This is a genomic window from Mediterraneibacter sp., from assembly GCF_030825015.1.
GTDB lineage: Bacteria > Bacillota > Clostridia > Lachnospirales > Lachnospiraceae > Mediterraneibacter.
This window is the reverse complement of record NZ_JAPJQP010000003.1, coordinates 102296-128776: the sequence shown is the minus strand read 5'-3', so window position 1 is coordinate 128776 and position 26481 is coordinate 102296. Positions and strand designations below refer to the sequence as shown.

Genomic DNA, 26481 nt, shown 5'->3' with positions numbered 1-26481 from the left:
ATGGCAGCTCTTAATAAAAAATCAGTAGATGATATTAATGTAAAAGGACAGAGAGTTCTTGTAAGATGTGACTTTAATGTTCCGCTTATCGACGGCAAGATTACAGATGAGAACCGTATTGTGGCAGCTCTTCCTACAATCAAAAAATTGATTGCAGACGGAGGAAAGGTCATCCTTTGTTCCCACCTTGGAAAACCGAAGGGAGAGCCGAAACCGGAACTTTCTCTTGCGCCGGTAGCAGTAAGATTGTCCGAGCTTCTCGGACAGGAAGTAAAATTCGCGGCAGATCCGGAAGTTGTAGGACCGAATGCAAAAGCTGCGGTAGAAGCGATGAATGACGGAGATGTAGTTCTTCTTGAGAATACACGTTACAGAGCAGAAGAGACAAAGAACGGAGAGGCGTTCAGCAAAGAACTGGCTTCTCTTTGTGATGTATTTGTAAATGATGCATTTGGTACAGCTCACAGAGCACACTGCTCAAACGTTGGTGTTACAGAGTATGTTGATACAGCAGTTGTAGGATATCTTATGCAAAAAGAAATCGATTTCCTCGGAAATGCAGTAGAGAATCCGGAGAGACCGTTTGTTGCAATTCTTGGAGGTGCAAAAGTTTCCAGCAAAATTTCTGTTATCAATAATCTGCTTGATAAAGTAGATACATTGATCATCGGAGGAGGAATGAGCTATACATTTACAAAGGCTCAGGGCGGAAGTGTAGGAGCATCTCTTCTTGAGGAAGATTATCTTCAGTATGCGCTTGATATGATCAAGAAAGCTGAGGAAAAAGGAGTAAAACTTCTTCTCCCGGTTGACACGATCGTAGCGGATGCATTCTCAAATGATGCAAATACAAAAGTTGTTTCCCGCGATGCAATCCCGGACGGATGGATGGGTCTTGATATCGGACCGGAAACAGCAAAAATCTTTGCAGAGGCAGTGAAATCCGCAAAAACAGTTGTTTGGAACGGACCAATGGGATGCTTTGAGATGCCGAAATTTGCAGAAGGAACAAAGATTGTTGCAGAAGCTCTTGCAAATACAGAAGCTGTTACAATTATCGGCGGCGGTGATTCCGCAGCGGCTGTAAATCAGCTTGGATACGGCGATAAGATGACACATATTTCTACAGGCGGCGGCGCTTCTCTTGAATTCCTTGAAGGAAAGGAACTTCCGGGTGTAGCGGCAGCTAACGATAAATAAATGAAAGCGGTCTAGAAGAAGGAGAATAATAAAATGGCAAGAAGAAAAATTATTGCAGGTAACTGGAAAATGAACAAAACTCCGAGCGAGGCGGTAGCACTTGTAGAGGAATTGAAACCGCTCGTAGCAAACGAGGAAGTAGATGTTGTATTCTGTGTTCCGGCAATCGATATCGTACCGGTTGTTGAAGCTGTAAAAGGAACAAACATTCAGGTTGGAGCTGAGAATATGTATTTTGAAGAGAGCGGCGCTTATACAGGCGAGATCTCTCCGGCTATGCTTGTAGATGCAGGTGTAAAATACGTTGTTCTCGGACATTCTGAGAGAAGAGATTACTTCGGTGAAACAAACGAAGATGTAAATAAAAAAGTACTGAAAGCATTTGAGCACGGCATTACACCGATCATGTGCTGCGGTGAGTCTCTTGAGCAGAGAGAGCAGGGCGTGACAATGGATTTCATCCGTCAGCAGGTAAAAGTAGGGCTTCAGAATGTTACATCCGAGCAGGCAAAAACAATGGTTATCGCTTATGAGCCGATTTGGGCAATCGGAACAGGAAAAACAGCTACAACAGAGCAGGCAGAGGAAGTTTGTAAGGCAATCCGTGAGTGCGTTGCAGAAGTATATGACGATGCAACAGCAGAAGAAATCCGTATTCAGTACGGCGGTTCTGTAAATGCAGGAAACGCAGCAGAGCTGTTTGCACAGGCTGATATCGACGGAGGCCTTGTAGGAGGCGCTTCTCTGAAAGCTGATTTCGGAAAAATCGTAAATTACTAATTTTTCGGAAATATTTCGTAAAATAAATACGGGATTAAATTTATAAACAGACCGGACGGATGCATAAATGCGATAGTCCGGTCTGTTCGTGCTTGCAAAACAAAGAAAAAGAAGGTACAATAAATAGCGGAATGAAAACTACAAATGTACAGTTAAAGGAGATATGGATATGAGTAAAAAACCAACCGTATTGATGATATTAGACGGATATGGATTAAGATCTGATGATAAGGGGAATGCAGTAGCAGAAGGAAAGACTCCGGTAATGGACAAGCTGATGGCAGAGTGCCCGTTTGTAAAAGGAAATGCAAGTGGAATGGCAGTCGGACTTCCGGAAGGACAGATGGGAAATTCAGAAGTTGGACATTTGAATATGGGTGCAGGACGAATTGTATATCAGGATCTGACAAAGATCACAAAATCAATTCAGGACGGAGACTTCTTTGAAAATAAGGCACTTCTTGCAGCATGTGAAAATGTGAAGAAAAACAATTCTTCTCTTCACATGATGGGACTTGTGTCTGACGGTGGAGTTCACAGCCACAATACTCATATTTACGGTTTGCTTGAACTGGCGAAAAAGCAGGGAATCGAGAAAGTTTATGTACACTGTTTCCTTGATGGAAGAGACACACCTCCGGCATCAGGAAAAGATTACGTGGCGGAGCTGGAAGCTAAGATGAAAGAGATCGGAGTAGGTGAAGTTGCATCCGTATCAGGACGTTACTATGCAATGGATCGTGATAACCGTTGGGATCGTGTAGAAAAAGCATACAACGCTTTGGTGAAAGGCGAAGGTGTTGAAGCTGCATCGGCGCTTGAAGGAATTCAGGCATCTTATGACAATGAGAAAACAGACGAGTTTGTAGAACCGTTTGTAGTGCTGAAAGACGGCGCTCCGACAGCGACAGTAAAAGACGGCGATTCGATGATCTTCTTCAATTTCAGACCGGATCGCGCAAGAGAGATCACAAGAACATTCTGTGATGATCAGTTTGACGGTTTTGCCAGAGGAGAACGGGTGAAAACAACTTATGTATGTTTCACAGAATATGATGTAACAATCGAAAATAAACTTGTTGCGTTTGTAAAAGAAGAGATTACAAATACATTTGGTGAATTCCTCGCGGCAAATGGACTGAAGCAGGCTCGTATTGCAGAGACAGAGAAATACGCTCATGTGACATTTTTCTTCAATGGCGGCGTAGAAGAACCGAATGAAGGAGAGGACAGAATTCTTGTAAAATCTCCGAAAGTGGCAACATATGATCTGAAACCTGAGATGAGCGCTTATGAAGTAAGCGATAAGCTCGTTGCTGCAATCAAATCTGATAAATATGACGTTATTATTATTAACTACGCAAATCCTGACATGGTTGGTCATACAGGCGTTGAACCGGCTGCAATCAAAGCGATCGAAGCAGTTGATGAGTGTGTCGGAAGAGCGGTAGAAGCTGTGAAGGAAGTAAACGGCCAGATGTTTATTTGTGCGGATCATGGAAATGCAGAGCAGTTGATCGATGAAGAGACAGGAGAACCGTTTACTGCTCACACGACAAATCCGGTACCGTTTATTCTTGTCAATGCAGAGCCTTCTTATAAACTCAGAGAAGGCGGATGTCTTGCAGATATTGCACCTACACTGATCGAGCTGATGGGAATGGAACAGCCGAAAGAGATGACAGGAAAATCACTTCTTGTAAAATAAGCGCTTTTTATGTTTCTGTAAAAGAATGAAGTTATTTAAGACAGTACAGACCTCGAGAATTCGGGGTCTGTCGTTTATATGAAGAAGTGACCATTGTTTTTATTGTTAAGAAGTAACGAAAAATCTGCCGCGCAAGGCAGGTATAAAGGAGCAGGAAAAGAATGCGGGAAAAATTGACAAAGAGCGATGTAGAGAAAATACAGGCAGAGATCGAGCATCGTAAACTTGTGGAAAGAAAGGAATTGATCGAAGCTGTAAAAGAGGCACGATCCCATGGCGATCTGAGTGAAAATTTTGAATATCACGCGGCAAAGAAGGAGAAAAACAGGAATGAAAGCCGTATTCGTTATTTGGAACGAATGTTAAAGACTGCGGTAATTGTCGAAGATCATTCAAAAGAAGATGAAATCGGTCTGAACAATACAGTAGAAGTATACTGTGAAGATGATGAAGAAGTGGAAACATACCGGATCGTGACCTCTGTGAGGGGGAGCTCTTTGAATGGATTAGTGAGTATCGAATCTCCGCTCGGAAAAGCGCTGCTCGGGCATAAGGAAGGGGATCGTGTTTTTGTAAAAGTGAACGATGATTTTGGATATTATATTGTTGTAAAAAAAGTAATCAAGACGCAGAGTGAAGAGGAAGATCATATTCGCAGTTTTTGACTTTTTCAGAGTGATCGATTCTTGATTTTCGGAGGGATAAAGTATGAAATATGAGATGATATTTTTTGATTTGGATGGAACTATTACTGATTCTGCGCTGGGGATTATGAACAGTATAAAGTATGCTCTTGAAAAAAACAGCCTTCCGATGCTTTCAGAAGAACAACTGAGAAGCTTTATCGGACCGCCTCTTCGGGAGCAGTTTTGTAAAGTGTGCGGGCTGACAGATGCCGAGGGCGCTAAAATGGTAGTAGATTACAGAGAATACTACAAGGATAAAGGGATTTTTGAAAATCGTGTTTACGACGGCGTAATGGAAACGCTGAGGAATTTGAAAGAAAAAGGATACCGTCTGGCTGTAGCAACTTCAAAACCGGAAATATTTGCAAGGCAGATCGCAGATTATTTCGGCTTTTCTGAATATTTTGAATTAATTGGAGGGGCGTGTATGGATGAAAGCCGGACAGATAAGTATGAAGTGATCGAATATGTTTTAGATAGCTGTCAGATCAAGGAACGTAATAGAGTTGTCATGATCGGAGATCGTTCCCATGATATGATTGGAGCAAAACGTGCAGGACTGCATAGTATAGGTGTACTGTATGGGTATGGATCAAAGGAAGAACTGGAGCAGTCGGGAGCAGAGGTGCTGGCGGAAACTCCAAAAGAAGTGATTTCCATGCTTGAAGGCTGAATATGGATGCATGTGCGTTATAGCTATGGAAGGGATAAAAAATTTGTTAAGAGAAAGCGGGGCAGACTGTCAGACTGTCTCGCTTTTTGCTGGCGATGAGCCAAAGTCTGGGTTTGCCCGAGACCTTGGCGACCGCTTACAATCCTGGAATATGCCTTTTGGCGCTTCCGGTGATTTGTATATATAGGAAATATAATTCCTTTTTTATTTTTGAGTTGCCTGATCTTTTTCCATATTTTTAAATGCAGTGGAAAGCATCAGTTTAATTCTGTTTAATTGGTTGACTTCACTTGCGCCTGGGTCAAAATCAATGGCGACAATGTTTGATTGTGGATGAAGTCTGCGAAGTTCTTTAATAACTCCTTTTCCTACGACATGGTTTGGAAGGCAGGCGAAAGGTTGAGTACAGATGATATTTTCTGCTCCGCTTTCAATTAACTCCAGCATTTCTCCGGTAAGAAACCATCCTTCTCCAGTCTGATTTCCGAGTGATACGATATTGGAAGCCATTTCGGCTAAATGTTCGATTCTTGCAGGCGGAGCAAAGTGGCTGCTGGCAGCGAAAGCTTTTGTGGCAGGAGATCGGAACCATTCAACTGTTCGGATACCGAGCTGTCCGGCAAATGCTTTTGATTTTTTCATTCCAAGATGAGACACCTTGAAATTCTGATTGTAAAAGCAATATTGTAAAAAGTCTGCCAAATCAGGTACAACTGCCTCGGCGCCTTCAGCTTCCAAAAGTTCTGCAAGATGATTATTAGCAGCAGGAAGAAACTTCACAAGGATTTCTCCGACAATACCAACGCGCGGTTTTCTAATATCTAATGTTTCGATCGTGTCAAAGTCATGGATGATTTCCCGGCAAAGTTTTTTGAATCTGTGGCGGGAAGGATAGCCTTTTGAAATAAATTCTTTGCATATTTCAGCCCATTTGCGGTGGATTTTGTCCGTTGTACCGGGGACGGCTTCGTATGGTCTCATGCGATATACACATTTCATGAAAATATCGCCAAAAAGTGCTCCGTACACGATTCGAAGGATCAGGGAAGGGGTTAATTTAAATCCAGGGTTTCCTTCCAGTCCGCTTAAGTTCAGAGAAATCACCGGAACATGACCGAATCCGGCTTTCTTCAGGGCGCGCCGTATAAATCCGATGTAGTTAGAAGCGCGGCATCCTCCTCCGGTTTGAGTGATGATAACGGCTACTTTATCAAGATCATATTTACCGGAAAGGAGCGCTTCCATGATCTGACCGACAACGATCAGAGACGGATAGCAGGCGTCGTTATTTACATACTTTAATCCGACATCTACTGCCTGCTTATTATCATTGGGAAGAACCTCAAAATGATATCCTGAGCCTCTGAACGCAGCTTCAAGCATTTCAAAATGAATAGGAGACATCTGCGGGCAGAGAATCGTATGGGTGGCTTTCATTTCTTTTGTAAACGGTACTTTTTGGATTGCGGCAGAGTGGATAGTACGATCATTTTTCTTTTGTTCGCGTACACGGATTGCCGCGAGCAGGGAGCGTACACGGATTCGGGCTGCCCCCAGGTTGTTTACCTCATCAATTTTTAAGGTTGTATAAATCTTTCCTGAATTTGTTAAAATATCTGCGACCTGATCAGTTGTGACGGCGTCAAGACCGCATCCGAAGGAGTTCAACTGAATCAGATCAAGATTTTCGGTTGTTTTTACATAGTTTGCCGCGGCATACAGTCGGGAGTGATACATCCACTGATCCATTACGTTGAGCGGCCGTTCCACCGGATGAAGGTGGGAGACGGAATCTTCTGTCAATACGGCGATATTGTAAGAAAGGATCATTTCAGGAAGTCCGTGGTTGACTTCAGGGTCGATATGATACGGTCTTCCGGCAAGAACGATCCCCCGATTTCCGGTTTCATTCAAAAATTTAATCGTTTCTTCACCTTTGCGTCGCATATCTTCACGGCAGGAAGCAAGTTCGTTCCATGCGTCATGTACAGCGGCGTAAATTTCGCTTTTAGAAAGAGAAAATTTTGTTTCTAATTCTTCGCACAGGCGGTAAGCGATCGTTTCCTCGTTTTTAAAGGAGAGGAAAGGATGGATAAAATCAATTTCATTTTCAATAATGGGATCAATATTGTTTTTGATGTTCTCCGGATAAGAGGTAACGATCGGACAGTTGTAATGGTTGTTTGCATCTTCGAATTCGTTTCTTTCATATGGGATGGAAGGGTAAAAAATATGTTTGATCCCATGATTGATAAGCCATTGGATGTGTCCGTGAGCCAGTTTTGCCGGATAACACTCGGATTCACTCGGAATGGATTCGATTCCGAGTTCATAAATCTTTCTCGTGGAAGCCGGAGAAAGTATGACGCGGAATCCAAGCTTCGTAAAAAATGTAAACCAAAACGGATAATTTTCATACATGTTAAGTACACGCGGGATTCCAATGATTCCCCGTTTGGCATTTTCTTCGGAAAGCGGTTCGTAATCAAAATAACGATGGAATTTGTAATCAAATAAGTTCGGCATCGTATTTGTGTTTTTCTCTTTTCCAAGACCACGTTCGCAGCGGTTTCCGGTTATAAATTTTCGTCCGCCGCTGAAATGATTGATCGTAAGGCGGCATGTATTTGTACATCCGCGACATTTTGTCATCGTTGTAGAATACTCAAGAGAGCAAATTTCTTCAATCGAAAGCATGGTTGTTCCTTTGCATTCTCCGTAGCGCTCTCTGGCAATCAGCGCAGCTCCGAAGGCGCCCATGATTCCGGCAATGTCGGGGCGGATTGCTTCACATCCGGCAATTTTTTCAAAACTTCGAAGAACTGCATTATTATAGAAAGTTCCGCCCTGTACGACAATGTGCTTTCCAAGTTCGGAAGCATCGGATACTTTGATAACTTTGAAAAGAGCATTTTTTATGACAGAGTAGGCGAGTCCGGCGGAAATATCAGCTACAGAAGCGCCTTCTTTCTGTGCCTGTTTTACTTTGGAGTTCATAAAAACAGTACAGCGGGTTCCCAGATCAATCGGGTTGTGGGCATAGAGCGCTTCGTGCGCAAAGTCTTCGACAGTATAGTTTAAAGATTTTGCAAAGGTTTCAATGAAAGATCCGCAGCCCGAAGAGCAGGCTTCGTTAAGCTGCACGCTGTCTACGGTCTGATTTTTAATTTTGATACATTTCATGTCCTGACCGCCAATGTCGAGAATGCAGTCTACATCGGGTTCGAAAAATGCTGCCGCATAGTAGTGGGCAACAGTTTCCACTTCTCCTTCATCGAGCATTAAAGCGGCTTTGATCAAAGCTTCTCCGTAACCTGTAGAACAGGAATGGACGATTTCCACATCTTCGGGAAGAAGTCGATAAATATCTTTGATCGCGGAGATTGTTGTTCCGAGAGGATCTCCGTCATTATTATGATAAAAGGAGTAGAGAAGGGTTCCGTCTTCGCCTACAAGGGCAGCTTTTGTCGTTGTAGATCCGGCATCGATACCTAAAAACGCTTTTCCTTTATAGGTAGCAAGATCTCCTACCGGAACCTGGTGTTTGTTGTGGCGGGAAATGAATTCTTCATAATCTGCCGTTGTGGCAAACAGAGGATCAAGACGTTCTACTTCAAAATCCATTTTAATTTTGTTTGCAAGACGATTTTGCAGTTCGCGGAGAGCTGCCGGAGTATCCTTTTTAGAATTTAGGGCAGAACCGATTGCGGCAAACAGATGGGAATGGTTTGGCGCAATGATATGTTCATCATCTAATTTTAAAGTGCGGATAAACGCTTCTCGAAGTTCTGATAAAAAGTGGAGTGGTCCGCCTAAAAATGCGACATGTCCGAGAATCGGCTTTCCACAGGCGAGTCCGCTGATTGTTTGGTTTACAACAGCTTGAAAAATAGAAGCTGCAAGGTCTTCTTTTGAAGCCCCTTCATTGATCAGCGGCTGGATATCTGATTTGGCGAAAACACCGCATCGGGCAGCAATCGAGTAGAGTGCTTTGTAATTTTTAGCGTATTCGTTTAATCCTGAGGCGTCTGTCTGCAGAAGAGATGCCATTTGGTCAATAAAAGAACCTGTACCTCCGGCACAGACTCCGTTCATACGCTGCTCTACATTTCCGCCTTCAAAATAGATGATCTTAGCATCTTCTCCGCCAAGTTCTATGGCTACATCAGTCTGTGGAGCATAGTCCTGCAATGCAGTTGAGACGGCAATTACTTCCTGAACGAAAGGAACGCCTAAATGTTTGGCGAGCGTCAGACCGCCGCTTCCTGTAATGACAGGGGAAACTTGAATCGGTCCGAGTTTATAGAGCGCTCGGCCGAGCAAATCGGATAATGTTTCCTGAATGTTTGCAAAATGACGTTCGTAGTCTGAAAAAAGGACTTCATTTTCATTGTTTAAAATTGCAATTTTAACCGTGGTAGAACCGATATCAATACCAAGAGTATGTAATTCATTTAAGTTCATTGCTTTATCTCCAAACTTTAAAAAATAATTATTGAATAAAAAGAAAGCTCTGAAAAAAGAGTTTCTACCTATTAAATGTATAATATTACTTTACAACTTTTTACATTATACGACATCATTTTTGGAAATACAATCGTTATTATTATGCGGGATTTCTTTAATAATGTTACTTTATATAGTTATTTTACATAAAGATTGTGTTAAACGTGTGAAAAGGGGCAACATATGTTTGACAAACAGATAGGTGAAAGTTACAATTAGATAAAAATGTTAAAAAGGTGAGGTAATGATTCTTGAACTGGTTTGACAAAATGGAAAAAAAGATCGGGCGTTATGCGATAAGTAATTTGACGCTGTATTTGCTTCTTGCATATGGGATCGGTTATATAACAAGATTTCTTATGCCGGAGCTTCTTCAGTGGATGACACTGGAACCTGGATTGATATTGAAAGGGCAGATTTGGAGACTTGTCTCATGGATTTTTGTGGCTCCTGCGGACAAACCCATTTATTTCCTGCTGATGGTATGGCTTTATTATTCGCTTGGAACAACGCTTGAGCGTACATGGGGAACATTCCGTTATAATGTATATATTATTTCGGGAATGCTGTTCACTGTGATCGGAGCATTTATTTTATATGGAATTTTGTGTACGACATATGGAGCTGCTTTTGCAGGGGGACAGACATTGCTCTTGACTGGAAGCGGGCTGTTTAGCGTTTCATATATTTATATGTCGATATTCCTGGCATTTGCAGTGACTTATCCAGATATGGAAGTGTTGTTGTATTTTATTATTCCGATTAAGATGAAATGGATGGGACTTGTATACGGTGTCATGATTTTATACGGAATTGTTTCAGGAACTATGGTAACAAGAATTGCGATTATTGCGTCTGTTTTAAACTTTATTATTTTCTTTTTATCAACGCGCAATTTGAGCAGATATTCGCCGAAGGAACGCGCGCGAAAAGCCAAATTTAAACAACAGTCCTCACCGCATATGAAATATGCTAATGGAGCAAAACATCGCTGCGCGGTATGTGGGCGTACGGAGCTGGATGATCCGTGCCTTGAATTTCGCTTTTGTTCAAAATGTAATGGTAATTATGAATATTGCCAGGATCATTTATTTACCCATGAACATGTAAAGTGACATTCTGTTAATTAGTTATGTGAATAGACTGACAGATGATATAGATGATAAAGGAGAGAATGGATTGATGAAAAAGACAAAAGTAGTTTGCACAATGGGACCGAATACAAATGACAGAGAACTGCTGAAAAGGCTGATTGAAAATGGAATGGACGTTGCTCGTTTTAATTTTTCACATGGTGATCATGAGGAACAAAAGGGCAGGATGGATTTGCTTAAAGAGCTTCGCCAGGAACTGAACACAAATACGGCGATCCTTCTCGATACAAAAGGACCGGAGATTCGTACGGGTGTGTTAAAAGGCGGAAAGAAACTGATGCTCAAAGAAGGAGAACAGTTTATTTTGACGACCGAACAGATTGAAGGGGATGAAACAAAAGTTTCGATTACTTATGAAGGTCTTGTTCATGATGTGGACGCAGGAAAAGTAATTCTGATTGATGACGGACTGATCGCACTGAAAGTTATTGGAAAAAATGAAAAAGATATCTTCTGCGAAGTTATTAACGGCGGAGAACTTGGAGAGCGAAAAGGGGTAAACGTACCGAATGTAGCAGTTAGATTGCCTGCGATTACGGAGAAAGATAAAGATGATATTCGGTTTGGTGTGGAACAGGGAATCGATTTTATTGCCGCTTCTTTTGTAAGAAATGCGGAATGCGTTCTTGAGATCAAGGCGTATTTGAAAGAACTTGGTGCGCCGTACATCCCGATTATTGCGAAAGTTGAGAATGCGGAAGGGATTAAAAATATTGATGAAATTATCCGTGCGGCAGACGGCGTTATGGTTGCGCGAGGAGATCTCGGCGTTGAGATTCCGGCGGAAGAAGTTCCATACCTTCAGAAGATGATTATTCAGAAATGTAACACGAATTTTAAAACGGTTATTACGGCTACGCAGATGCTTGATTCGATGATGCGTAATCCGCGTCCGACAAGAGCTGAAGTAACAGATGTTGCCAATGCGGTATATGACGGTACAGATGCGGTAATGCTTTCAGGAGAGACAGCACAGGGAAAATATCCGTTAGAAGCGCTTCAGATGATGGTGCATATTATCCAAAATACAGAGCAGCATTTGGATTACGATGAGATACTGGGAAAAACAGGGGGTCACTTGAAGAGCGGTTTGTCAAGTGCGATTGGTTATTCCTCTGTATTGGCGGCTTCGAATTTGAATGCCAAATGTATCATTACTCCATCGGTTTCAGGAGCAACTGCAAGGGTTGTATCGAATTTACGTCCGCGTCAAGTTATTTTAGGGGTAACGCCAAATGAGAGAACACTTCGGAGAATGTCTATTTATTGGGGAGTCAGACCGATTAAGTCTCAGGCGTTTAATACAACGGACGATATTTGCGATGGTGCGATTGAACTGGCGAAAGTGAAACAGTTTGTAGAACCGGGAGAGGTTGTCGTACTCACTGCAGGAATTCCGTCCCCGAATGTAAAAAAAGAGAGAAGCGCTACAAGTAATATGATGAGGATTGCTACGGTAGAATAGTTTATATATATAAGAGAAACAGACAGGAATACAAACTGATGATAAGAGAATATGAGGAGTGAGAGAAGATGGAGAAAAGACCCTTTGTGACGAAAGAACAGGTCGAAGAAATTGTGAAAACATACCCGACTCCTTTTCATCTTTATGATGAAAAAGGAATCAGAGAAAATGTAAAAGCGCTGAAAGAAGCGTTTTCGTGGAATGAAGGTTATAAAGAATATTTTGCAGTGAAGGCAACTCCGAACCCGTTTTTGATCGATATTTTGAAGGAGTATGACTGCGGATGCGACTGCTCATCCTATACGGAGCTTATGATGTCGGAAGCTCTTGGGATTACAGGAAAAAACATTATGTTTTCTTCAAATGATACTCCGGAAGAAGAATTTATTTATGCAGAGAAACTGGGAGCGATCATCAACCTTGATGATATTACCCATATTGATTTCTTAGAGAAAGCAATCGGGCATATTCCGGAGACGATTAGCTGCCGTTTTAATCCGGGCGGATTGTTTAAAATCAGCAATGATATTATGGATAATCCGGGTGATGCCAAGTATGGCATGACACCGGAACAGATTTTGGAAGCGTATAAAATTTTAAAAGAGAAGGGTGCAAAAGAATTCGGACTGCATGCATTCCTTGCAAGTAATACGGTTACAAATGATTATTATCCGATGCTTGCAAAAGTGTTGTTTGAGCAGGCTGTGAAACTTTCGAAAGAAGCGGGAGTTCATATTAAGTTCATTAACCTTTCGGGTGGAATCGGAATCCCGTATCGACCGGATCAAGAACCAAACGATATCTATGCAATCGGAGAGGGTGTTCGGAAGGTGTATGAGGAAGTGCTTGTTCCGGCAGGCATGGGAGATGTGGCTATCTATACAGAATTAGGACGTTACATGATGGGACCGTACGGCTGTCTTGTGACGAAAGCAATTCACGAAAAGAACACATACAAAAATTATATCGGTGTGGATGCATGTGCTGTAAATTTAATGCGTCCGGCAATGTATGGAGCATATCATCACATTACCGTGCTTGGAAAAGAAGATAAGCCTTGCGACTATAAATATGATGTGACCGGTTCTTTGTGTGAAAATAATGACAAGTTTGCTGTTGACAGAATGCTTCCGGAAATCGACAGAGGAGATTATCTTGTGATTCATGACACAGGCGCTCATGGATTTGCGATGGGATATAATTATAACGGTAAATTGAAATCTGCAGAACTTCTCCTGAAAGAGGATGGAGAAGTAAAATTGATCAGACGTGCAGAAACACCGTCAGATTATTTCTCGACATTCGATTGTTTTGAGATTGGGAAAAAACTTATAAAATAGATTATGATATAAAATCATTCTGTATTTATAAAATTAGATGATTATAACATCATAAAATTTTTTGAATTTAAATGATAAAAAAGCTTGCAATATGGACATGCAGGTGATATAATTATTAATGGTTTCACGAAGAAACCATTATGCGGATGTGGCGGAATGGCAGACGCACAAGACTCAAAATCTTGCGTAGGTGACTACGTGTGGGTTCAAGTCCCACCATCCGCATTAATTCATGATTAAAGTACTGTGGACAATCGTTCACAGTACTTTTTTGTTTAAGAAGAAATCATCAGTCAAAAAAGATATAGTATACGTGTATACAATTATAAAAAGTAATGCTTGCCATTGTTGGAATAAAATGTTATGGTATATATGTAGTAGTGTAAACTGAGTGTAGATAATTAGTAACAGGGTTAAGGAGGGACATGGACAAGTGATAAGGAAAAACAAACTGCTGATATGCACACTTTTAATGTCAATGGTAATCAGTTGTATGCCGGGCATGAAAAGTGAGGCGGCGGAGCTGTCAGGGGAGGAACAAGTTACAGCATCGCTCCAGGATGAGAATAGTCAGCGCCTAGAAGAGACGACTGCTATGGATGAAGATGGAAGAATTTATGAGATCAGCGAAGAAGAAGGCATTGTTGCAGAGGAAACACCGGCACAGTTCGCGATGTTTTCTGCAAGATCGTTAGATCAGAATAAAGTGGTCAATTTTAATACGAAAGGCAGCGCTACCACATCTTTTACATATAGCGGTGGAAATGGTTACACAAACGGAGCATATGGTGCAGATGCGGCATATTTGGGTATGACAAATGACGGAAAAGTTCGTTTTATGCTGTCAGGAGTTACAGGAACAGTCAATGCTTCGGAAGTTCAGATTGTGGAATATGAGTCGGTTTCTGATTGTGTGAGTTATTATGGAATATCGGATGGAAAGCTGATTCATTATATCTCACAGGATTTGAATCGTGCTCCTTCTTCTTATATAAATAACGGAACAGCTCCGGCTTATTTAAGTGAAGGCGTAAAGTATTACAGTTATGATGGTCATTATTTTTATACAGATTATAAGGTGATGCTTTCCGATTATCAGAATCATATGAATGGGCAAAATGCAGTGAATGCAGGAAATGCTTTTTATAATTATTTTCAATTTAAGAATATGAGAGAAGCCTCGGCGTACAGCGGAGAGGAACTGAATACAATGCTTCAATCAGCAATGGGTACTGCAGGGGTTAATGCTTCTTTGTCAAAATTAACAGGAACAGGAACTGCTTTTGTAAAATATCAGAATCTTTATCAGGTTAATGCGCTTCTTTCCATTGGAATTGCAGTAAATGAAAGTGGATGGGGATTGAGCTGGATCTGTCAGAATAAAAATAATATTTTCGGATTGAATGCAGTAGATAGTGATCCGGGTGTGAATGCAGATACTTATGCAAGTATTGATGATTGTATTCGTATTTTTATGAAGACATGGATGGATGGCGGTTATTTTGATGCATCTGATTGGAGAAATCACGGAACTTATCTTGGAGATAAGAATGGCGGAATTAATGTAAGTTATGCTTCGGATCCGTATTGGGGAGAGAAAGCGGCTGCCCATGCATGGAATCTTGACTCTGTCGGCGGTAAGAAAGATGGTCCGATGCAGGAGGAAACGCCGAGTGAGCCGGAGACAGATGGAACGCAGACGCCAACCGTACCGGATGTGCCGAGTGAACCTGAGACAGATGGAACACAGACGCCAACCGTACCGGATGTGCCGAGCGAACCGGAGACAGACGGAACGCAGACGCCAACTATACCGAACGTACCAAGTGAGCCAGAGACAGACGGAACGCAGACGCCAACTATACCGAACGTACCGAGCGAACCGGAGACGGACGGAACACAGACGCCAACTATACCGAATGCACCGAGTGAGCCAGAGACAGACGGAACACAGACACCGGATATACTGGACGTGCCAAGCGAGCCCGAGGCAAACGGAACGGTAACGCCGGAAACAGATGAAACAAATACATCAAATGCACCGGATACAGAGGGTACTAAGACACAGGATTTGTCTGCAGAATCAGAGAAAACGCAAAGTACGTTGAGTTCAGGAGGAGAATCTTCAGAAAATCAGACTCCTGTTTCGGCGCCGAAAACAGGAGATACGGATCAGATCGTTATTTGGTTCTCCCTCTTGGGATTATCACTTATCTTCGGAACGGCTGCTGCAGCAGGAAAGAAAAGAAGTTCTTATAAATAAATAGAAGATGTAAGAGAAAAGCGAAAAGTGGTGATATGCCGCTTTTCGCTTTTCTTGAATGTGTTCTGAATTTTTATTGGAGATCCAAAAGATCGGAAAATTTTTGAATCGTCCTTTTGGCATCGGGGACATTTCCGAAACCGTATTCGGCAAAAATGAAAGGAATGTCTGCATCGCGGCAGGCATCCGCATCCCCTTGTGTATCTCCGACATAAACCGGAGAAGTTAAATGGTTTCGTTCAATCAGCATGCGGAGAGTCCGTCCTTTTGGAACATTTGTCTCTCCGAAACAGAGATGATCCTTTATAAAGGAGGTGATACCGATTGCCTTCATCGTTGTTTCAATATAACCACACTGGCAGTTGCTGACAATAAAGAGGGGATATTTTTCTGCCAGTTTTTGTATTGTATCGGCAACGCCGTCATAAATGATGCCGGGATGGTTTTCTAAATAGTTATTTTCATATTCAAAACAGGCAAAGAGGAGTTTCTCCTTTTCTTTCTTGGAAAGTGAAGGGAAGAGAATGTCTCCGATTTCAGTCATTGTTTTTCCGAAGACACCGCCTAAGATCTGTCTGTTCAGTATCAGATCAAGAGAAGAATGAGTTTTGATCGCTGAATTCCATGCGGCTGCGACGGAATCTGTAGAATCCCACAATGTACCGTCTACATCAAAAATTATGCTGTCCATGTATAAGTTTCCTTTCCTTTGTATGATTATAGGATAACCATAGCATAAAATCGACCTTTTAAAAAGAGGGTTTTTAGTGTATACTTGAGTATGATTGCGAAATGGAGGTAATTGTTGCCATGCGAGAGAAAATTGTATTAATAGACGGACATAGTATTCTAAATCGTGCGTTTTATGGAGTGCCTGATCTGACAACTCCTGAAGGGCTGCATACAAATGCTGTGTACGGATTTTTGAATATTATGTTTAAAATATTAGATGAAGAGAAACCGGAGTATTTAACTGTTACATTTGATGTTCATGCTCCGACATTCCGGCATGAGATGTTTTCAGAATATAAGGGGACAAGAAAACCGATGGCAGAGGAACTTCGTCAACAAGTCCCTGTTATCAAAGAAGTTCTTGAGGCGATGCACATTTCTACGGTAGAGAAAGCAGGGCTTGAAGCGGATGATCTTCTCGGGACACTTTCAAGAATTTGCGAAGAGAAAGGTATGGATGTTTCGATCATATCAGGAGACAGAGATACACTACAGCTTGCAACAGAACATGTGAAGATTCGGATTCCGAAGACAAAACAGGGGAAAACCGAGATTGAAAATTACTATGCGTCAGACGTAGTGGAAAAATATGGGGTAACACCGTCAGAATTTATCGATGTGAAAGCGCTGATGGGAGATACTGCAGATAATATTCCGGGAGTCCCTGGAATCGGAGAAAAAACAGCGACAAAGATCATAGTGGAATATCAGACGATTGAAAATGCATACGCCCATGCATCGGAGTTGAAACCTCCTCGCGCAAGTAAGAATATTCAGGAGTTTTGGGAGCAGGCAAAATTGAGCAAGGTACTTGCAACGATTGAAACGCATGCAGAATTTGAATTTGATATTGAAAAAGCTCATTATGAAAATCCTTACACAGAAGAAGCATATGAGATTTTCGAACGGCTTCGTTTTAAAAATATGCTCGGACGATTTTCTTTGGAAACAAAAGAAAATGCAGTTGAAAAGCACTTTCGTGAAGTGACAGAAAAAGAAGAGATTGAGCGTGTATTTGCGATGGCGGCGAAGGCGGACTGCGTTGGAATTGCGTTGTCGAAGGAGGAAGGCAATGTGCTTCCGCTTTTTGCACATCCATCAGGATTTGGAAGAATTTCTGTTGCATGGAGTGAGGAACAGATCGTGACGATTCCTTGCGACATGTGTGCGGATATGGGATTCCTGTTCGAAAAACTGTCAGAATTGGCGCAAAAAGGAAAACGGTTTTCTGTGTGTGGTTTGAAGGAAGTTCTTCCGTATATAAATAATATTCCGCAGAATATTGCATTTGATGTGATTGTTGCAGCTTATTTGCTGAATCCGTTAAAGAGTGATTATACTTATGAAGATGTGGCGCAAGAGTACCTCGGCCTTTCTGTCGGAGAGCAGGATGATCTGGAGAAAAAATGCTGTTATGAAGCTTATACAGCGTTTGCTTCTGTAGAAATACTTGATAAAAAATTAAAAGAAGCACAGATGGATCGTCTTTTCTATGAAATTGAAATGCCGCTTGTATTTACTTTATACGACATGGAAGCAGCAGGCGTGAAAGTGGAAGCAAAAGCTTTGAAAGCATACGGAGATCAATTAGGGGAACAGATCGTTAAGCTGGAACGTCAGATCTATGAGCTGGCAGGGGAAGAGTTTAATATTAACTCTCCGAAACAACTGGGAGTCATTTTATTTGAAAAATTAAATATGCCTCATGCAAAGAAGACAAAGACCGGATATTCGACGGCAGCAGATGTGTTAGAAAAATTAGCTGAAGATCACCCGATCGTCAGTCAGATACTGGAATATCGTCAATTAACTAAATTAAAATCGACCTATGCGGATGGATTGGCGGTATTCATTGGAACAGATGGAAGGATTCATGGGAAGTTTAATCAAACGGTGACTGCTACCGGAAGGCTGAGCAGCACGGAACCGAATCTGCAGAATATTCCGGTTCGCATGGAGCTTGGAAGGATGATTCGAAAAGTGTTTGTGCCAAAGGAAGGATGTGTGTTTGTTGACGCAGATTATTCACAGATTGAGCTTCGAATTTTGGCGCATTGTTCAGGGGATGAACAGTTGATCAAGGCGTATAAGGAAGCGACAGATATTCATCGGATGACAGCGTCTCAAGTATTTCATACGCCTTTTGAGGAAGTGACAGATTTGCAAAGAAGAAATGCAAAAGCTGTCAATTTTGGAATCGTATATGGCATCAGTTCTTTTGGATTAAGTATGGATCTTAGTATTACAAGGAAAGAGGCTGCGGAATATATCGATCATTATTTTGAGACGTATCCGGGAGTGAAAACGTTTCTTGACGATTCAGTAGCAAACGCTAAAGAAAAAGGCTATGCGGTTACATTGTTTGGCAGAAGAAGACCCGTACCGGAATTGAAATCAAGTAATTTCATGCAGAGGAATTTTGGAGAGCGGGTTGCGATGAACGCTCCGATACAAGGAACGGCGGCGGATATTATGAAAATCGCAATGATTGATGTTCACAGAGAACTTAAGAAAAGAAATATGAAGTCGCGTATGATCCTTCAGGTACATGATGAATTGCTGATTGAGGCAGATTGTTCAGAAATAGATGAAGTGAAAGAAATTTTAAAAGATAAGATGGAAAATGCCGTAAAACTGTCAGTTCCGTTGATTGCAGATATGCATACCGGAAAGAATTGGTATGAGGCGAAATGACGATATTTGACGGAACAGGAGACAAAGTATGGAAAATATGAAGATTTTAGGAATTACCGGCGGCGTGGGTTCGGGAAAAAGTGAAGTTTTGAATTACATGGAAGCTCAATACGACGCCTGCGTTTGCCAGATGGATGAGGTGGCAAAACAGCTTGAAAAAAGTGGAGAAGCATGTTTTCAGAAAATCGTAGATCAGTTCGGAGATTCGGTGATCGGAAACGATGGGGAATTGGATCGCAAAAAACTGGGAGAAATCGTATTTTCCGACAGTAAAAAACTGGAAATCCTAAATGAGATCGTTCATCCGGCAGTGCTGGAGTATACAGCAGAAGACATCAGAAAAAAACGGAGAGAAGGAAAGAAACTGTATGTTTTGGAATCTGCTCTTCTCGTGGAAATAGGACATGAATTATGCGATGAGATTTGGTATATATATGCGGAAGAAAATGTCCGAAGAAGCAGGCTGGAACAGTCGAGGGGGTATACGCAGGAGAAGATCACACGAATGATTGCTTCTCAGCCTTCAGAAGAAAAACTTCGTGAAATCTGCACGGATAGAATTGACAATAGCGGGGATTTTGAAGAGACAAAAAGACAAATAGGAGAGAAAATACAATTATGAGAATGTGCAGCATTGCCAGTGGGAGCAGCGGCAACTGTATCTATGTCGGAAGCAATAACACGCATTTGCTTGTAGATACGGGAATCAGCAAGAAAAGAATAGAAGAGGGACTGAAGGCGCTGGAGTTAAAAGGAGAAGACTTAGATGGAATACTGATCACCCATGAACATTCGGATCATATCCAAGGATTAGGGGTATTCAGCAGGAAATATGAAATTCCGATTTATGCTACGCCGGGAACGATCATGGGGATTAAGAGTTATTCCGGTTTGGGAAAGATGCCGGAAGGACTTTATCGGGAAATCCATGCAGATGAGCCCTTTGAACTAGGAGATGTAACAGTGAAACCGTTTGCAATTTCGCACGATGCGAATGAGCCGTCAGGGTATCGGTTGGAGCAAGGGGGAAAATCGGTTGCGGTCGCTACGGATCTCGGGAAATATGATAGTTATACAGTTGAGCGTCTGAAAAATCTTGATGCAGTTCTCCTTGAGGCAAATCATGATATTCATATGTTGGAAGTCGGGGGATATCCGTATTATTTGAAACAGAGAATTCTTGGTGACAGGGGACATTTATCAAATGAATTGTCAGGGCGTCTGCTTTGTGATATACTACATGATAATCTGAAACATATCGTGCTCGGGCATCTGAGCAAAGAAAATAATTACGCAAAGCTTGCATATGAGACGGTCAAATTAGAAGTCACGCTGGCGGATAACGAGTACAAAGGCGAAGATTTGGATATGTTTGTGGCGAACAGAGATACCGTTTCGGATATCATTACGGTCTGATTAAGGAGGAAAATAAAATGAAGAAGTGTATTGTTACAGTATTGGGAAAAGATACAGTAGGAATTGTTGCAAAAGTATGTACATATCTTGCGGAGAATGAGATTAATATTTTAGATATTTCACAGACGATTATTCAGGGTTACTTCAACATGATGGTAATTGTCGATGTGACAAATCTGCCGAAAGATTTTACACAGATGTGCGATGAGATGGAAAAACTCGGAGAAGAGATCGGTGTGAGTATCCGGTGTCAGAGAGAAGATATCTTTGAAAAGATGCATAGATTATAAGAATTCATAAGATGACGCAGACAGAGAGGATAAACGATATGATCAATATGTATGAAGTTTCCGAAACAAATGAAATGATCGAGCATGAAAATCTGGATGTAAGAACGATCACGCTCGGGATCAGTCTTCTTGACTGTATTGATTCGGATTTGGGACAGCTTAATCAAAAGATATATGATAAAATTACAAATACGGCAAAAGATCTTGTTTCCGTGGGACGCGATATAGAAAAAGAATTTGGAATACCGATCGTTAATAAGAGGATTTCTGTTACTCCGATTGCTCTGATCGGCGGCGCGGCATGTAAGACGCCGGAAGATTTTGTGACGATCGCAAAGACGCTCGATCGGGCGGCAGATACAGTCGGGGTGAATTTTATCGGCGGATATTCTGCACTTGTATCAAAAGGAATGACAAAAAGTGATGAGAATCTGATCCGTTCGATTCCGCAGGCGCTTGCACAGACGGAGAGAATCTGCAGTTCTGTAAACGTAGGTTCTACAAAGACAGGAATCAACATGGATGCAGTGCGTCTGTGCGGTGAGATTGTAAAAGCGACAGCGGAGGAAACGAAAGAAAGAGATTCTCTTGGCTGTGCAAAACTCGTCATTTTCTGTAATGCGCCGGATGATAATCCATTTATGGCAGGAGCTTTTCTTGGTGTTACAGAAGCAGATGCGGTGATCAATGTCGGTGTCAGCGGCCCGGGAGTTGTGAAAAAAGCATTGGAGAAGGTGCGTGGAAAAGGATTTGAAGAGTTGTGCGAGACGATTAAAAAGACGGCGTTTAAGGTGACTCGTGTCGGACAGCTTGTCGCAGGAGAGGCATCTCAGAGATTGGGAATCCCGTTTGGTATTGTTGATCTTTCTCTTGCGCCGACTCCGGCAATCGGCGACAGTGTTGCAGAGATTCTCGAAGAGATTGGACTTGAGAGAGTTGGGGCGCCGGGGACAACGGCTGCGCTTGCGATGCTTAACGATCAAGTGAAAAAAGGCGGAGTGATGGCATCTTCCTATGTGGGAGGTTTGAGCGGCGCATTTATTCCGGTCAGTGAAGATCAGGGGATGATCGATGCTGTTCATGCAGGTTCCCTTACATTGGAAAAATTAGAAGCCATGACATGTGTCTGCTCCGTAGGACTTGATATGATTGCTATTCCTGGAAAGACAAGTGCGGCTACACTTTCAGGAATTATAGCAGATGAGATGGCGATTGGTATGGTAAATCAGAAAACAACGGCAGTTCGTCTGATCCCGGTTATTGGAAAAGATGTAGGAGATACTGCTGAATTCGGAGGTTTGCTTGGATATGCTCCGATTATGCCTGTCAATGAATTTGGATGTGAAGCTTTTGTGAGCAGAAAAGGAAGAATTCCGGCGCCGATCCACAGTTTTAAAAACTAAGAAAATAAAAACAGGAAACAAAGAGTTTTGAAAAACAGGTAGTAATAAAGGGAGAATGATATGAGTAAGATTGCGGTCGTAACAGACAGTAATAGCGGTATTACACAGGAGAGGGCAAAAGAGTTAGGAATCTACGTGCTTCCGATGCCATTTTTTATCGATGGGGAATTGTATTTTGAAGATATTACTCTGACGCAGGAACAGTTTTATGAAAAGCTCGGAGCGGATTCGGATATTTCCACTTCTCAGCCTTCTCCGGGGAATGTGATGGAATTATGGGAAAGCATTTTGAAAGAATACGATGAGATTGTGTGTATTCCGATGTCCAGCGGACTTAGCAGTACTTGTGAGACGGCAATGTCGATTGCGCGGGAATATAAGGGGAGAGTTCAGGTAGTAGATAATCAGAGGATTTCAGTTACACAGGAACAATCGGTATATGATGCGATGTATTTGCGTGAAAAAGGATTGAACGCAAAAGAGATCAAAGAGATTCTTGAGGAAGAAAAATTACAGGCAAGTATTTATATTACGGTGGATACATTAAAATACTTGAAAAAGGGAGGAAGAATTACTCCGGCAGCAGCAGCGATCGGAACGGTTTTGAACTTGAAGCCGGTTCTTCAGATTCAAGGGGAAAAATTAGATGCATTTGCGAAAGTAAGAGGCTGGAAGGCTGCGAAGAAGACGATGTTGAATGCGATTGAAAAAGATTTGAACGAACGGTTTGCAGATGTAAAAGACCAGATTATACTTGGTATGGCATATACATGCTCAAAAGAAGAAGCGATGGAGTGGAAACAAGAGATCATGGAACGTTTCCCGGGATATGAGTTTTTGGAAGCTCCGTTGTCTTTGAGTGTTTCCTGTCATATCGGACCTGGGGCGATGGCGGTAACTTGCATTAAGAAAGTTTCAAGATAATCATTGTGAAATAAAAATAATAAAAATGCATCTTTCGGAAAATTTCCGGAGGATGCATTTTTACTGTGTTTGAAATAATTGTGACAAATTTTGGGATCAGCCGATACCGCCGAAGAAAATTCCAAGGATGTATACGAGTACGGCAACTCCGCAAAATACATATTTGGTCATTGGTTTGAACCATTTTCCAATCGTGTGGACGCGGCCAAGCTGAGCAGCATTTCTGGCAAATTTGTCTCCGCATACCCAAAACATTGTAATTCCGGCAAGCAGTGCGCCGAGTGGGATTACATAGATTGATATGCTGTCCATCCAAGCGCTTAACAGTCCGCCTTCCACAAAGATTCCTACGGCAGCAGTGACGATACCGACAAAAGCGATTGATAATCTGCGGGACCATCCAAGCCGTTTCTGAAGCGCTTCAACCGGACTTTCCAAAAGGTTCATTAAAGAGGTGATTCCGGCAAAAAGCACCGCAAGGAAAAAGATGATTGCAAAGATTCTTCCAAATGGGATGGCGCGTATAACACCCGGGATTGTGATAAACAGAAGTCCCGGACCAGAGTTTGGTTCCATGCCGAAAGAAAATACAGCCGGAATGATGACAAGTCCTGCCAGTAATGCAGCTAAAGTGTCAAAGAATGAAACGTATTTTGCACTGCTGACGATATCGACATCTGATTTTAAATAGCTTCCGTAGACAACGGTTCCGCTTCCGGCGAGGGAAAGGGAGAAAAATGCCTGCCCCATAGCATATACCCATGTACGGGGATTTGCCATTTCTGACCAGTCCGGTTTAAATAAATAGGAATATCCGGGCGCAGATCCATCGAGGAAAGCAACGCGGACTGCGAGAAATAGAAAAAGTACAAAAAAGGCGGGCATCATAATACGGTTTACTTTCTCAATACCGCGGGCAACTCCGAATGACATGCAAAGCAGAACGAGAAACAGTCCCAAAAGATGCCATGGAATGCTGCCGAAGTCGCGTGAAAGTTCGCTGAATACGATGGCCGGGTCTTCTTTGCTGACAATTTCTCCGGTAATTGAATCCATGAGAAATTTTAAGATCCATCCGATAATAACGCTGTATCCGATCGCAATTCCGAGTGAGCCGATGACAGGGATCAAACCGATAAAAGTACCCAGTTTTGATCCTTTCATTTCATATGCTTTCTTAAATGCACCGAGCGGACCGGACTGCATTGCGCGTCCGAAAGCCATTTCACCGATCACTCCGGTAAAACCGATGAGGACGACAAAGATGATGTAGGGGATAAGAAATGCGGCTCCGCCGAATTCTCCTGCACGGTACGGGAAAAGCCAAATATTTGCCATTCCGACAGAACTTCCGATACAGGAAATGACAAATCCCCATTTGTTGTTGAATTTGTCTTCAGTTGTGATTTGTTTCGATTTCATAATGTAAACTCTCTTTCCTTTTCTTATTCTGCATGATGAAAGAAAAATTTATCTTTTCATATACAGAAAAATTAGCCGTATCGTTTGGAAACAATACGATGATTTTATTATCATATCATGATTTAAAGAAAGAGAAAACAAGAAAAGAGAAGTTTTATGATAAGTTTGGAATATTTGGAATAAGTTTGTTGCTGTTTCTTCTTGAAAGCAGCGCAAAGTAGTGTATAATCAATTTGTCAGAGCAGAAAATTTACGTGGAAAATATAGGTTTTGTATAAAAAAGATTGACAAACAAAAGTATGTATGATAGAGTATTTTCTGCGTGAAGCAAAAAACAAAGTAGAGTATCCACTCTCACCATAGCACGAATGGGTGACTATGGTCTGATAACGAAGAACTTCCTTTCGGATTTTCCGAAATGGTTTTACTGATTGTCGGGTGGATATGATATTCACTCGTTTTTTTGTGTTTCGCATAGGAAACCTGAAGGAATTCATTTGACGGAGGTATACGACAATTAGCGATTTAATGATTAACGAGCAGATCAGAGACAGAGAGATTCGTCTGATCGGCGAGGATGGGGAACAGTTAGGTATCATGTCAGCCCGTGAGGCTATGAAAATCGCTCAGGAAGCGGAACTTGATCTCGTGAAGATCGCACCTGCGGCTAAACCGCCGGTCTGCAAGATTATTGATTACGGAAAGTATAAATATGAGCAGGCTAGGAAAGAAAAAGAGGCGAAAAAGAAGCAGAAGACGGTTGAGGTCAAAGAAGTACGTCTCTCACCGAACATTGATACGAATGACTTGAATACGAAGATAAATAATGCAAAGAAATTTATTTCTAAAGGCAATAAAGTGAAAGTGACGCTTCGTTTCAGAGGAAGAGAGATGGCTCACGTTCAGCAGAGCAAACATATCCTTGATGATTTTGCCGAGACACTTGCAGACGTTGCAGTAGTTGAGAAACCGGCGAAAATGGAAGGAAGAGCTATGAGCATGGTTTTAGCTGAAAAACGTTAAGAACCGATATGCCCGGGATGAAAGCCGGAGTGGCAGCACAATAAAGGAGGAAATTATCATGCCAAAAATCAAAACAAACAGAGCAGCAGCAAAGCGCTTCAAAAAGACAGGTACAGGGAAACTGAAAAGAAATAAAGCTTACAAGAGCCATATCTTAACAAAGAAGTCGACAAAGAGAAAAAGAAACCTCAGACAGTCGACAATTACAGATGCAACAAACGTAAAGAACATGAAGAAGGTATTACCATATCTGTAAAAAAGATCTGATTATGCCGGTGAAAAGTCAGCCGGACGGCAGAGTGATTACAGAATACATGGTCTTATTTAAGGAGGATTAAGAAATGGCAAGAATCAAAGGCGGAATGAACGCTAGGAAGAAACATAACAGAACATTGAAATTGGCAAAAGGATACAGAGGAGCTCGTTCCAAACAGTACAGAGTTGCAAAACAGTCTGTAATGAGAGCACTTACATCCGCATATGCAGGAAGAAAGCAGCGCAAACGTCAGATGAGACAGCTTTGGATTGCTCGTATTAATGCAGCAGCAAGAATGAACGACCTGTCTTACAGCAAATTTATGCACGGATTAAAACTGGCAAATGTTGATATCAACAGAAAAATGCTTGCTGAGCTTGCAGTAAATGACAAAGAAGGTTTTGCAACACTTGCAGCTCTTGCAAAAGAAAAACTCGCATAATTTAAAACACGCAGAAAGAACATAGACTCCCGACTCTTTGTGATCGGGAGTTTTTTTGTTGGATCCAACTAATTTTTTGATATAAAATCAAAAAGATGTTGACA

Annotated in this window: 21 protein-coding genes and 1 tRNA gene; 19 read left to right on the top strand and 3 right to left on the bottom strand. The window is 41.8% G+C overall.

What is annotated here, in order from left to right; genetic code table 11:
• The 5 genes from RCH61_RS03335 (at position 1) to RCH61_RS03315 (ending at position 5047) form a co-directional block, all read left to right on the top strand.
• On the top strand, positions 1–1200 hold the full coding sequence (locus RCH61_RS03335) for a phosphoglycerate kinase (RefSeq protein WP_306479865.1): 1200 nt from the start codon (positions 1–3) through the stop codon (positions 1198–1200).
• 33 nt (positions 1201–1233) lie between these two features.
• Complete coding sequence (gene tpiA, locus RCH61_RS03330) at positions 1234–1980, top strand: triose-phosphate isomerase (protein ID WP_306479864.1); 747 nt, start codon at positions 1234–1236, stop codon at positions 1978–1980.
• 169 nt (positions 1981–2149) lie between these two features.
• Positions 2150–3688 (top strand): 2,3-bisphosphoglycerate-independent phosphoglycerate mutase, encoded by a 1539-nt coding sequence (gene gpmI / locus RCH61_RS03325; protein ID WP_306479863.1) that lies wholly within the window; start codon positions 2150–2152, stop codon positions 3686–3688.
• Between the two features lie 161 nt (positions 3689–3849).
• The gene (locus tag RCH61_RS03320) at positions 3850–4353 is read left to right on the top strand and encodes a GreA/GreB family elongation factor (RefSeq protein WP_306479862.1); all 504 of its coding nucleotides are present in this window, start codon (positions 3850–3852) and stop codon (positions 4351–4353) included.
• 43 nt (positions 4354–4396) lie between these two features.
• Positions 4397–5047, top strand: coding sequence for an HAD family hydrolase (locus RCH61_RS03315; RefSeq protein WP_306479861.1), 651 nt, complete (start codon positions 4397–4399; stop codon positions 5045–5047).
• Positions 5048–5251: 204 nt separating this feature from the next.
• Here the strand turns inward: RCH61_RS03315 and RCH61_RS03310 are convergent, their stop codons facing one another.
• Positions 5252–9511, bottom strand: a complete 4260-nt coding sequence (locus RCH61_RS03310; RefSeq protein ID WP_306479860.1) for a 2-hydroxyacyl-CoA dehydratase — start codon at positions 9509–9511, stop codon at positions 5252–5254.
• A gap of 311 nt (positions 9512–9822) precedes the next feature.
• Here RCH61_RS03310 and RCH61_RS03305 point away from each other — a divergent pair, with 311 nt between their 5' ends.
• From RCH61_RS03305 to RCH61_RS03285, 5 genes are all read left to right on the top strand, one after another.
• Positions 9823–10668, top strand: coding sequence for a hypothetical protein (locus tag RCH61_RS03305; RefSeq protein ID WP_306479859.1), 846 nt, complete (start codon positions 9823–9825; stop codon positions 10666–10668).
• 67 nt (positions 10669–10735) lie between these two features.
• Positions 10736–12172, top strand: a complete 1437-nt coding sequence (pyk, locus tag RCH61_RS03300; protein ID WP_306479858.1) for a pyruvate kinase — start codon at positions 10736–10738, stop codon at positions 12170–12172.
• A 68-nt stretch (positions 12173–12240) separates the two neighbouring features.
• A complete protein-coding gene (locus tag RCH61_RS03295; protein ID WP_306479857.1) occupies positions 12241–13512 on the top strand; it encodes a diaminopimelate decarboxylase in 1272 nt (423 codons plus the stop codon).
• A gap of 142 nt (positions 13513–13654) precedes the next feature.
• Positions 13655–13737: transfer RNA gene (locus tag RCH61_RS03290), tRNA-Leu, on the top strand.
• A gap of 208 nt (positions 13738–13945) precedes the next feature.
• Entirely contained in the window at positions 13946–15775 is a 1830-nt protein-coding gene (locus RCH61_RS03285) for an N-acetylglucosaminidase (protein ID WP_306479856.1), read from the top strand.
• A gap of 73 nt (positions 15776–15848) precedes the next feature.
• On the opposite strand, the gene RCH61_RS03280 is transcribed toward RCH61_RS03285, so the two are convergent.
• On the bottom strand, positions 15849–16466 hold the full coding sequence (locus tag RCH61_RS03280; protein WP_178006576.1) for an HAD family hydrolase: 618 nt from the start codon (positions 16464–16466) through the stop codon (positions 15849–15851).
• A gap of 119 nt (positions 16467–16585) precedes the next feature.
• Here RCH61_RS03280 and polA point away from each other — a divergent pair, with 119 nt between their 5' ends.
• Genes polA through RCH61_RS03250 form a run of 6 tightly spaced genes read left to right on the top strand, consistent with a single transcriptional unit; the run spans position 16586 to position 23234 of the window.
• On the top strand, positions 16586–19201 hold the full coding sequence (gene polA, locus RCH61_RS03275; RefSeq protein WP_306479855.1) for a DNA polymerase I: 2616 nt from the start codon (positions 16586–16588) through the stop codon (positions 19199–19201).
• A gap of 37 nt (positions 19202–19238) precedes the next feature.
• Complete coding sequence (gene coaE / locus RCH61_RS03270; RefSeq protein WP_178006578.1) at positions 19239–19823, top strand: dephospho-CoA kinase; 585 nt, start codon at positions 19239–19241, stop codon at positions 19821–19823.
• Positions 19820–20617: an MBL fold metallo-hydrolase gene (locus RCH61_RS03265; protein WP_178006574.1), complete on the top strand. Its 798-nt coding sequence runs from the start codon at positions 19820–19822 to the stop codon at positions 20615–20617. Before coaE ends, RCH61_RS03265 begins: the two co-directional genes overlap by 4 nt.
• Positions 20618–20634: 17 nt before the next feature.
• On the top strand, positions 20635–20907 hold the full coding sequence (locus RCH61_RS03260) for an ACT domain-containing protein (RefSeq protein ID WP_178006573.1): 273 nt from the start codon (positions 20635–20637) through the stop codon (positions 20905–20907).
• A gap of 38 nt (positions 20908–20945) precedes the next feature.
• The gene (locus tag RCH61_RS03255) at positions 20946–22310 is read left to right on the top strand and encodes a PFL family protein (RefSeq protein ID WP_178006572.1); all 1365 of its coding nucleotides are present in this window, start codon (positions 20946–20948) and stop codon (positions 22308–22310) included.
• A gap of 60 nt (positions 22311–22370) precedes the next feature.
• On the top strand, positions 22371–23234 hold the full coding sequence (locus RCH61_RS03250) for a DegV family protein (RefSeq protein ID WP_178006571.1): 864 nt from the start codon (positions 22371–22373) through the stop codon (positions 23232–23234).
• Between the two features lie 96 nt (positions 23235–23330).
• Here RCH61_RS03250 and RCH61_RS03245 read toward each other — a convergent pair whose 3' ends face one another.
• Positions 23331–24656 (bottom strand): sodium-dependent transporter, encoded by a 1326-nt coding sequence (locus RCH61_RS03245; protein ID WP_306479854.1) that lies wholly within the window; start codon positions 24654–24656, stop codon positions 23331–23333.
• A gap of 528 nt (positions 24657–25184) precedes the next feature.
• Between RCH61_RS03245 and infC the strand changes: the two genes are divergently transcribed.
• From infC to rplT, 3 genes are all read left to right on the top strand, one after another.
• Positions 25185–25679 (top strand): translation initiation factor IF-3, encoded by a 495-nt coding sequence (gene infC / locus RCH61_RS03240; protein WP_004846383.1) that lies wholly within the window; start codon positions 25185–25187, stop codon positions 25677–25679.
• Positions 25680–25737: 58 nt separating this feature from the next.
• Complete coding sequence (gene rpmI / locus RCH61_RS03235) at positions 25738–25935, top strand: 50S ribosomal protein L35 (RefSeq protein ID WP_004846382.1); 198 nt, start codon at positions 25738–25740, stop codon at positions 25933–25935.
• Between the two features lie 85 nt (positions 25936–26020).
• Positions 26021–26377, top strand: coding sequence for a 50S ribosomal protein L20 (gene rplT, locus RCH61_RS03230; RefSeq protein ID WP_004846381.1), 357 nt, complete (start codon positions 26021–26023; stop codon positions 26375–26377).
• Positions 26378–26481 lie beyond the last annotated feature (104 nt).

Coding starts and splice junctions, on each gene's coding strand:
- RCH61_RS03260 (WP_178006573.1), top strand. CDS start 20,635: ATGAAGAAGTGTATTGTTACAGTATTGGGAAAAGATACAGTAGGAATT.
- infC (WP_004846383.1), top strand. CDS start 25,185: ATGATTAACGAGCAGATCAGAGACAGAGAGATTCGTCTGATCGGCGAG.
- RCH61_RS03245 (WP_306479854.1), bottom strand. CDS start 24,656: ATGAAATCGAAACAAATCACAACTGAAGACAAATTCAACAACAAATGG.
- rpmI (WP_004846382.1), top strand. CDS start 25,738: ATGCCAAAAATCAAAACAAACAGAGCAGCAGCAAAGCGCTTCAAAAAG.
- RCH61_RS03310 (WP_306479860.1), bottom strand. CDS start 9,511: ATGAACTTAAATGAATTACATACTCTTGGTATTGATATCGGTTCTACC.
- polA (WP_306479855.1), top strand. CDS start 16,586: ATGCGAGAGAAAATTGTATTAATAGACGGACATAGTATTCTAAATCGT.
- RCH61_RS03315 (WP_306479861.1), top strand. CDS start 4,397: ATGAAATATGAGATGATATTTTTTGATTTGGATGGAACTATTACTGAT.
- tpiA (WP_306479864.1), top strand. CDS start 1,234: ATGGCAAGAAGAAAAATTATTGCAGGTAACTGGAAAATGAACAAAACT.
- RCH61_RS03265 (WP_178006574.1), top strand. CDS start 19,820: ATGAGAATGTGCAGCATTGCCAGTGGGAGCAGCGGCAACTGTATCTAT.
- RCH61_RS03280 (WP_178006576.1), bottom strand. CDS start 16,466: ATGGACAGCATAATTTTTGATGTAGACGGTACATTGTGGGATTCTACA.
- RCH61_RS03335 (WP_306479865.1), top strand. CDS start 1: ATGGCAGCTCTTAATAAAAAATCAGTAGATGATATTAATGTAAAAGGA.
- RCH61_RS03320 (WP_306479862.1), top strand. CDS start 3,850: ATGCGGGAAAAATTGACAAAGAGCGATGTAGAGAAAATACAGGCAGAG.
- coaE (WP_178006578.1), top strand. CDS start 19,239: ATGAAGATTTTAGGAATTACCGGCGGCGTGGGTTCGGGAAAAAGTGAA.
- RCH61_RS03295 (WP_306479857.1), top strand. CDS start 12,241: ATGGAGAAAAGACCCTTTGTGACGAAAGAACAGGTCGAAGAAATTGTG.
- RCH61_RS03250 (WP_178006571.1), top strand. CDS start 22,371: ATGAGTAAGATTGCGGTCGTAACAGACAGTAATAGCGGTATTACACAG.
- gpmI (WP_306479863.1), top strand. CDS start 2,150: ATGAGTAAAAAACCAACCGTATTGATGATATTAGACGGATATGGATTA.
- RCH61_RS03305 (WP_306479859.1), top strand. CDS start 9,823: ATGGAAAAAAAGATCGGGCGTTATGCGATAAGTAATTTGACGCTGTAT.
- RCH61_RS03255 (WP_178006572.1), top strand. CDS start 20,946: ATGATCAATATGTATGAAGTTTCCGAAACAAATGAAATGATCGAGCAT.
- rplT (WP_004846381.1), top strand. CDS start 26,021: ATGGCAAGAATCAAAGGCGGAATGAACGCTAGGAAGAAACATAACAGA.
- pyk (WP_306479858.1), top strand. CDS start 10,736: ATGAAAAAGACAAAAGTAGTTTGCACAATGGGACCGAATACAAATGAC.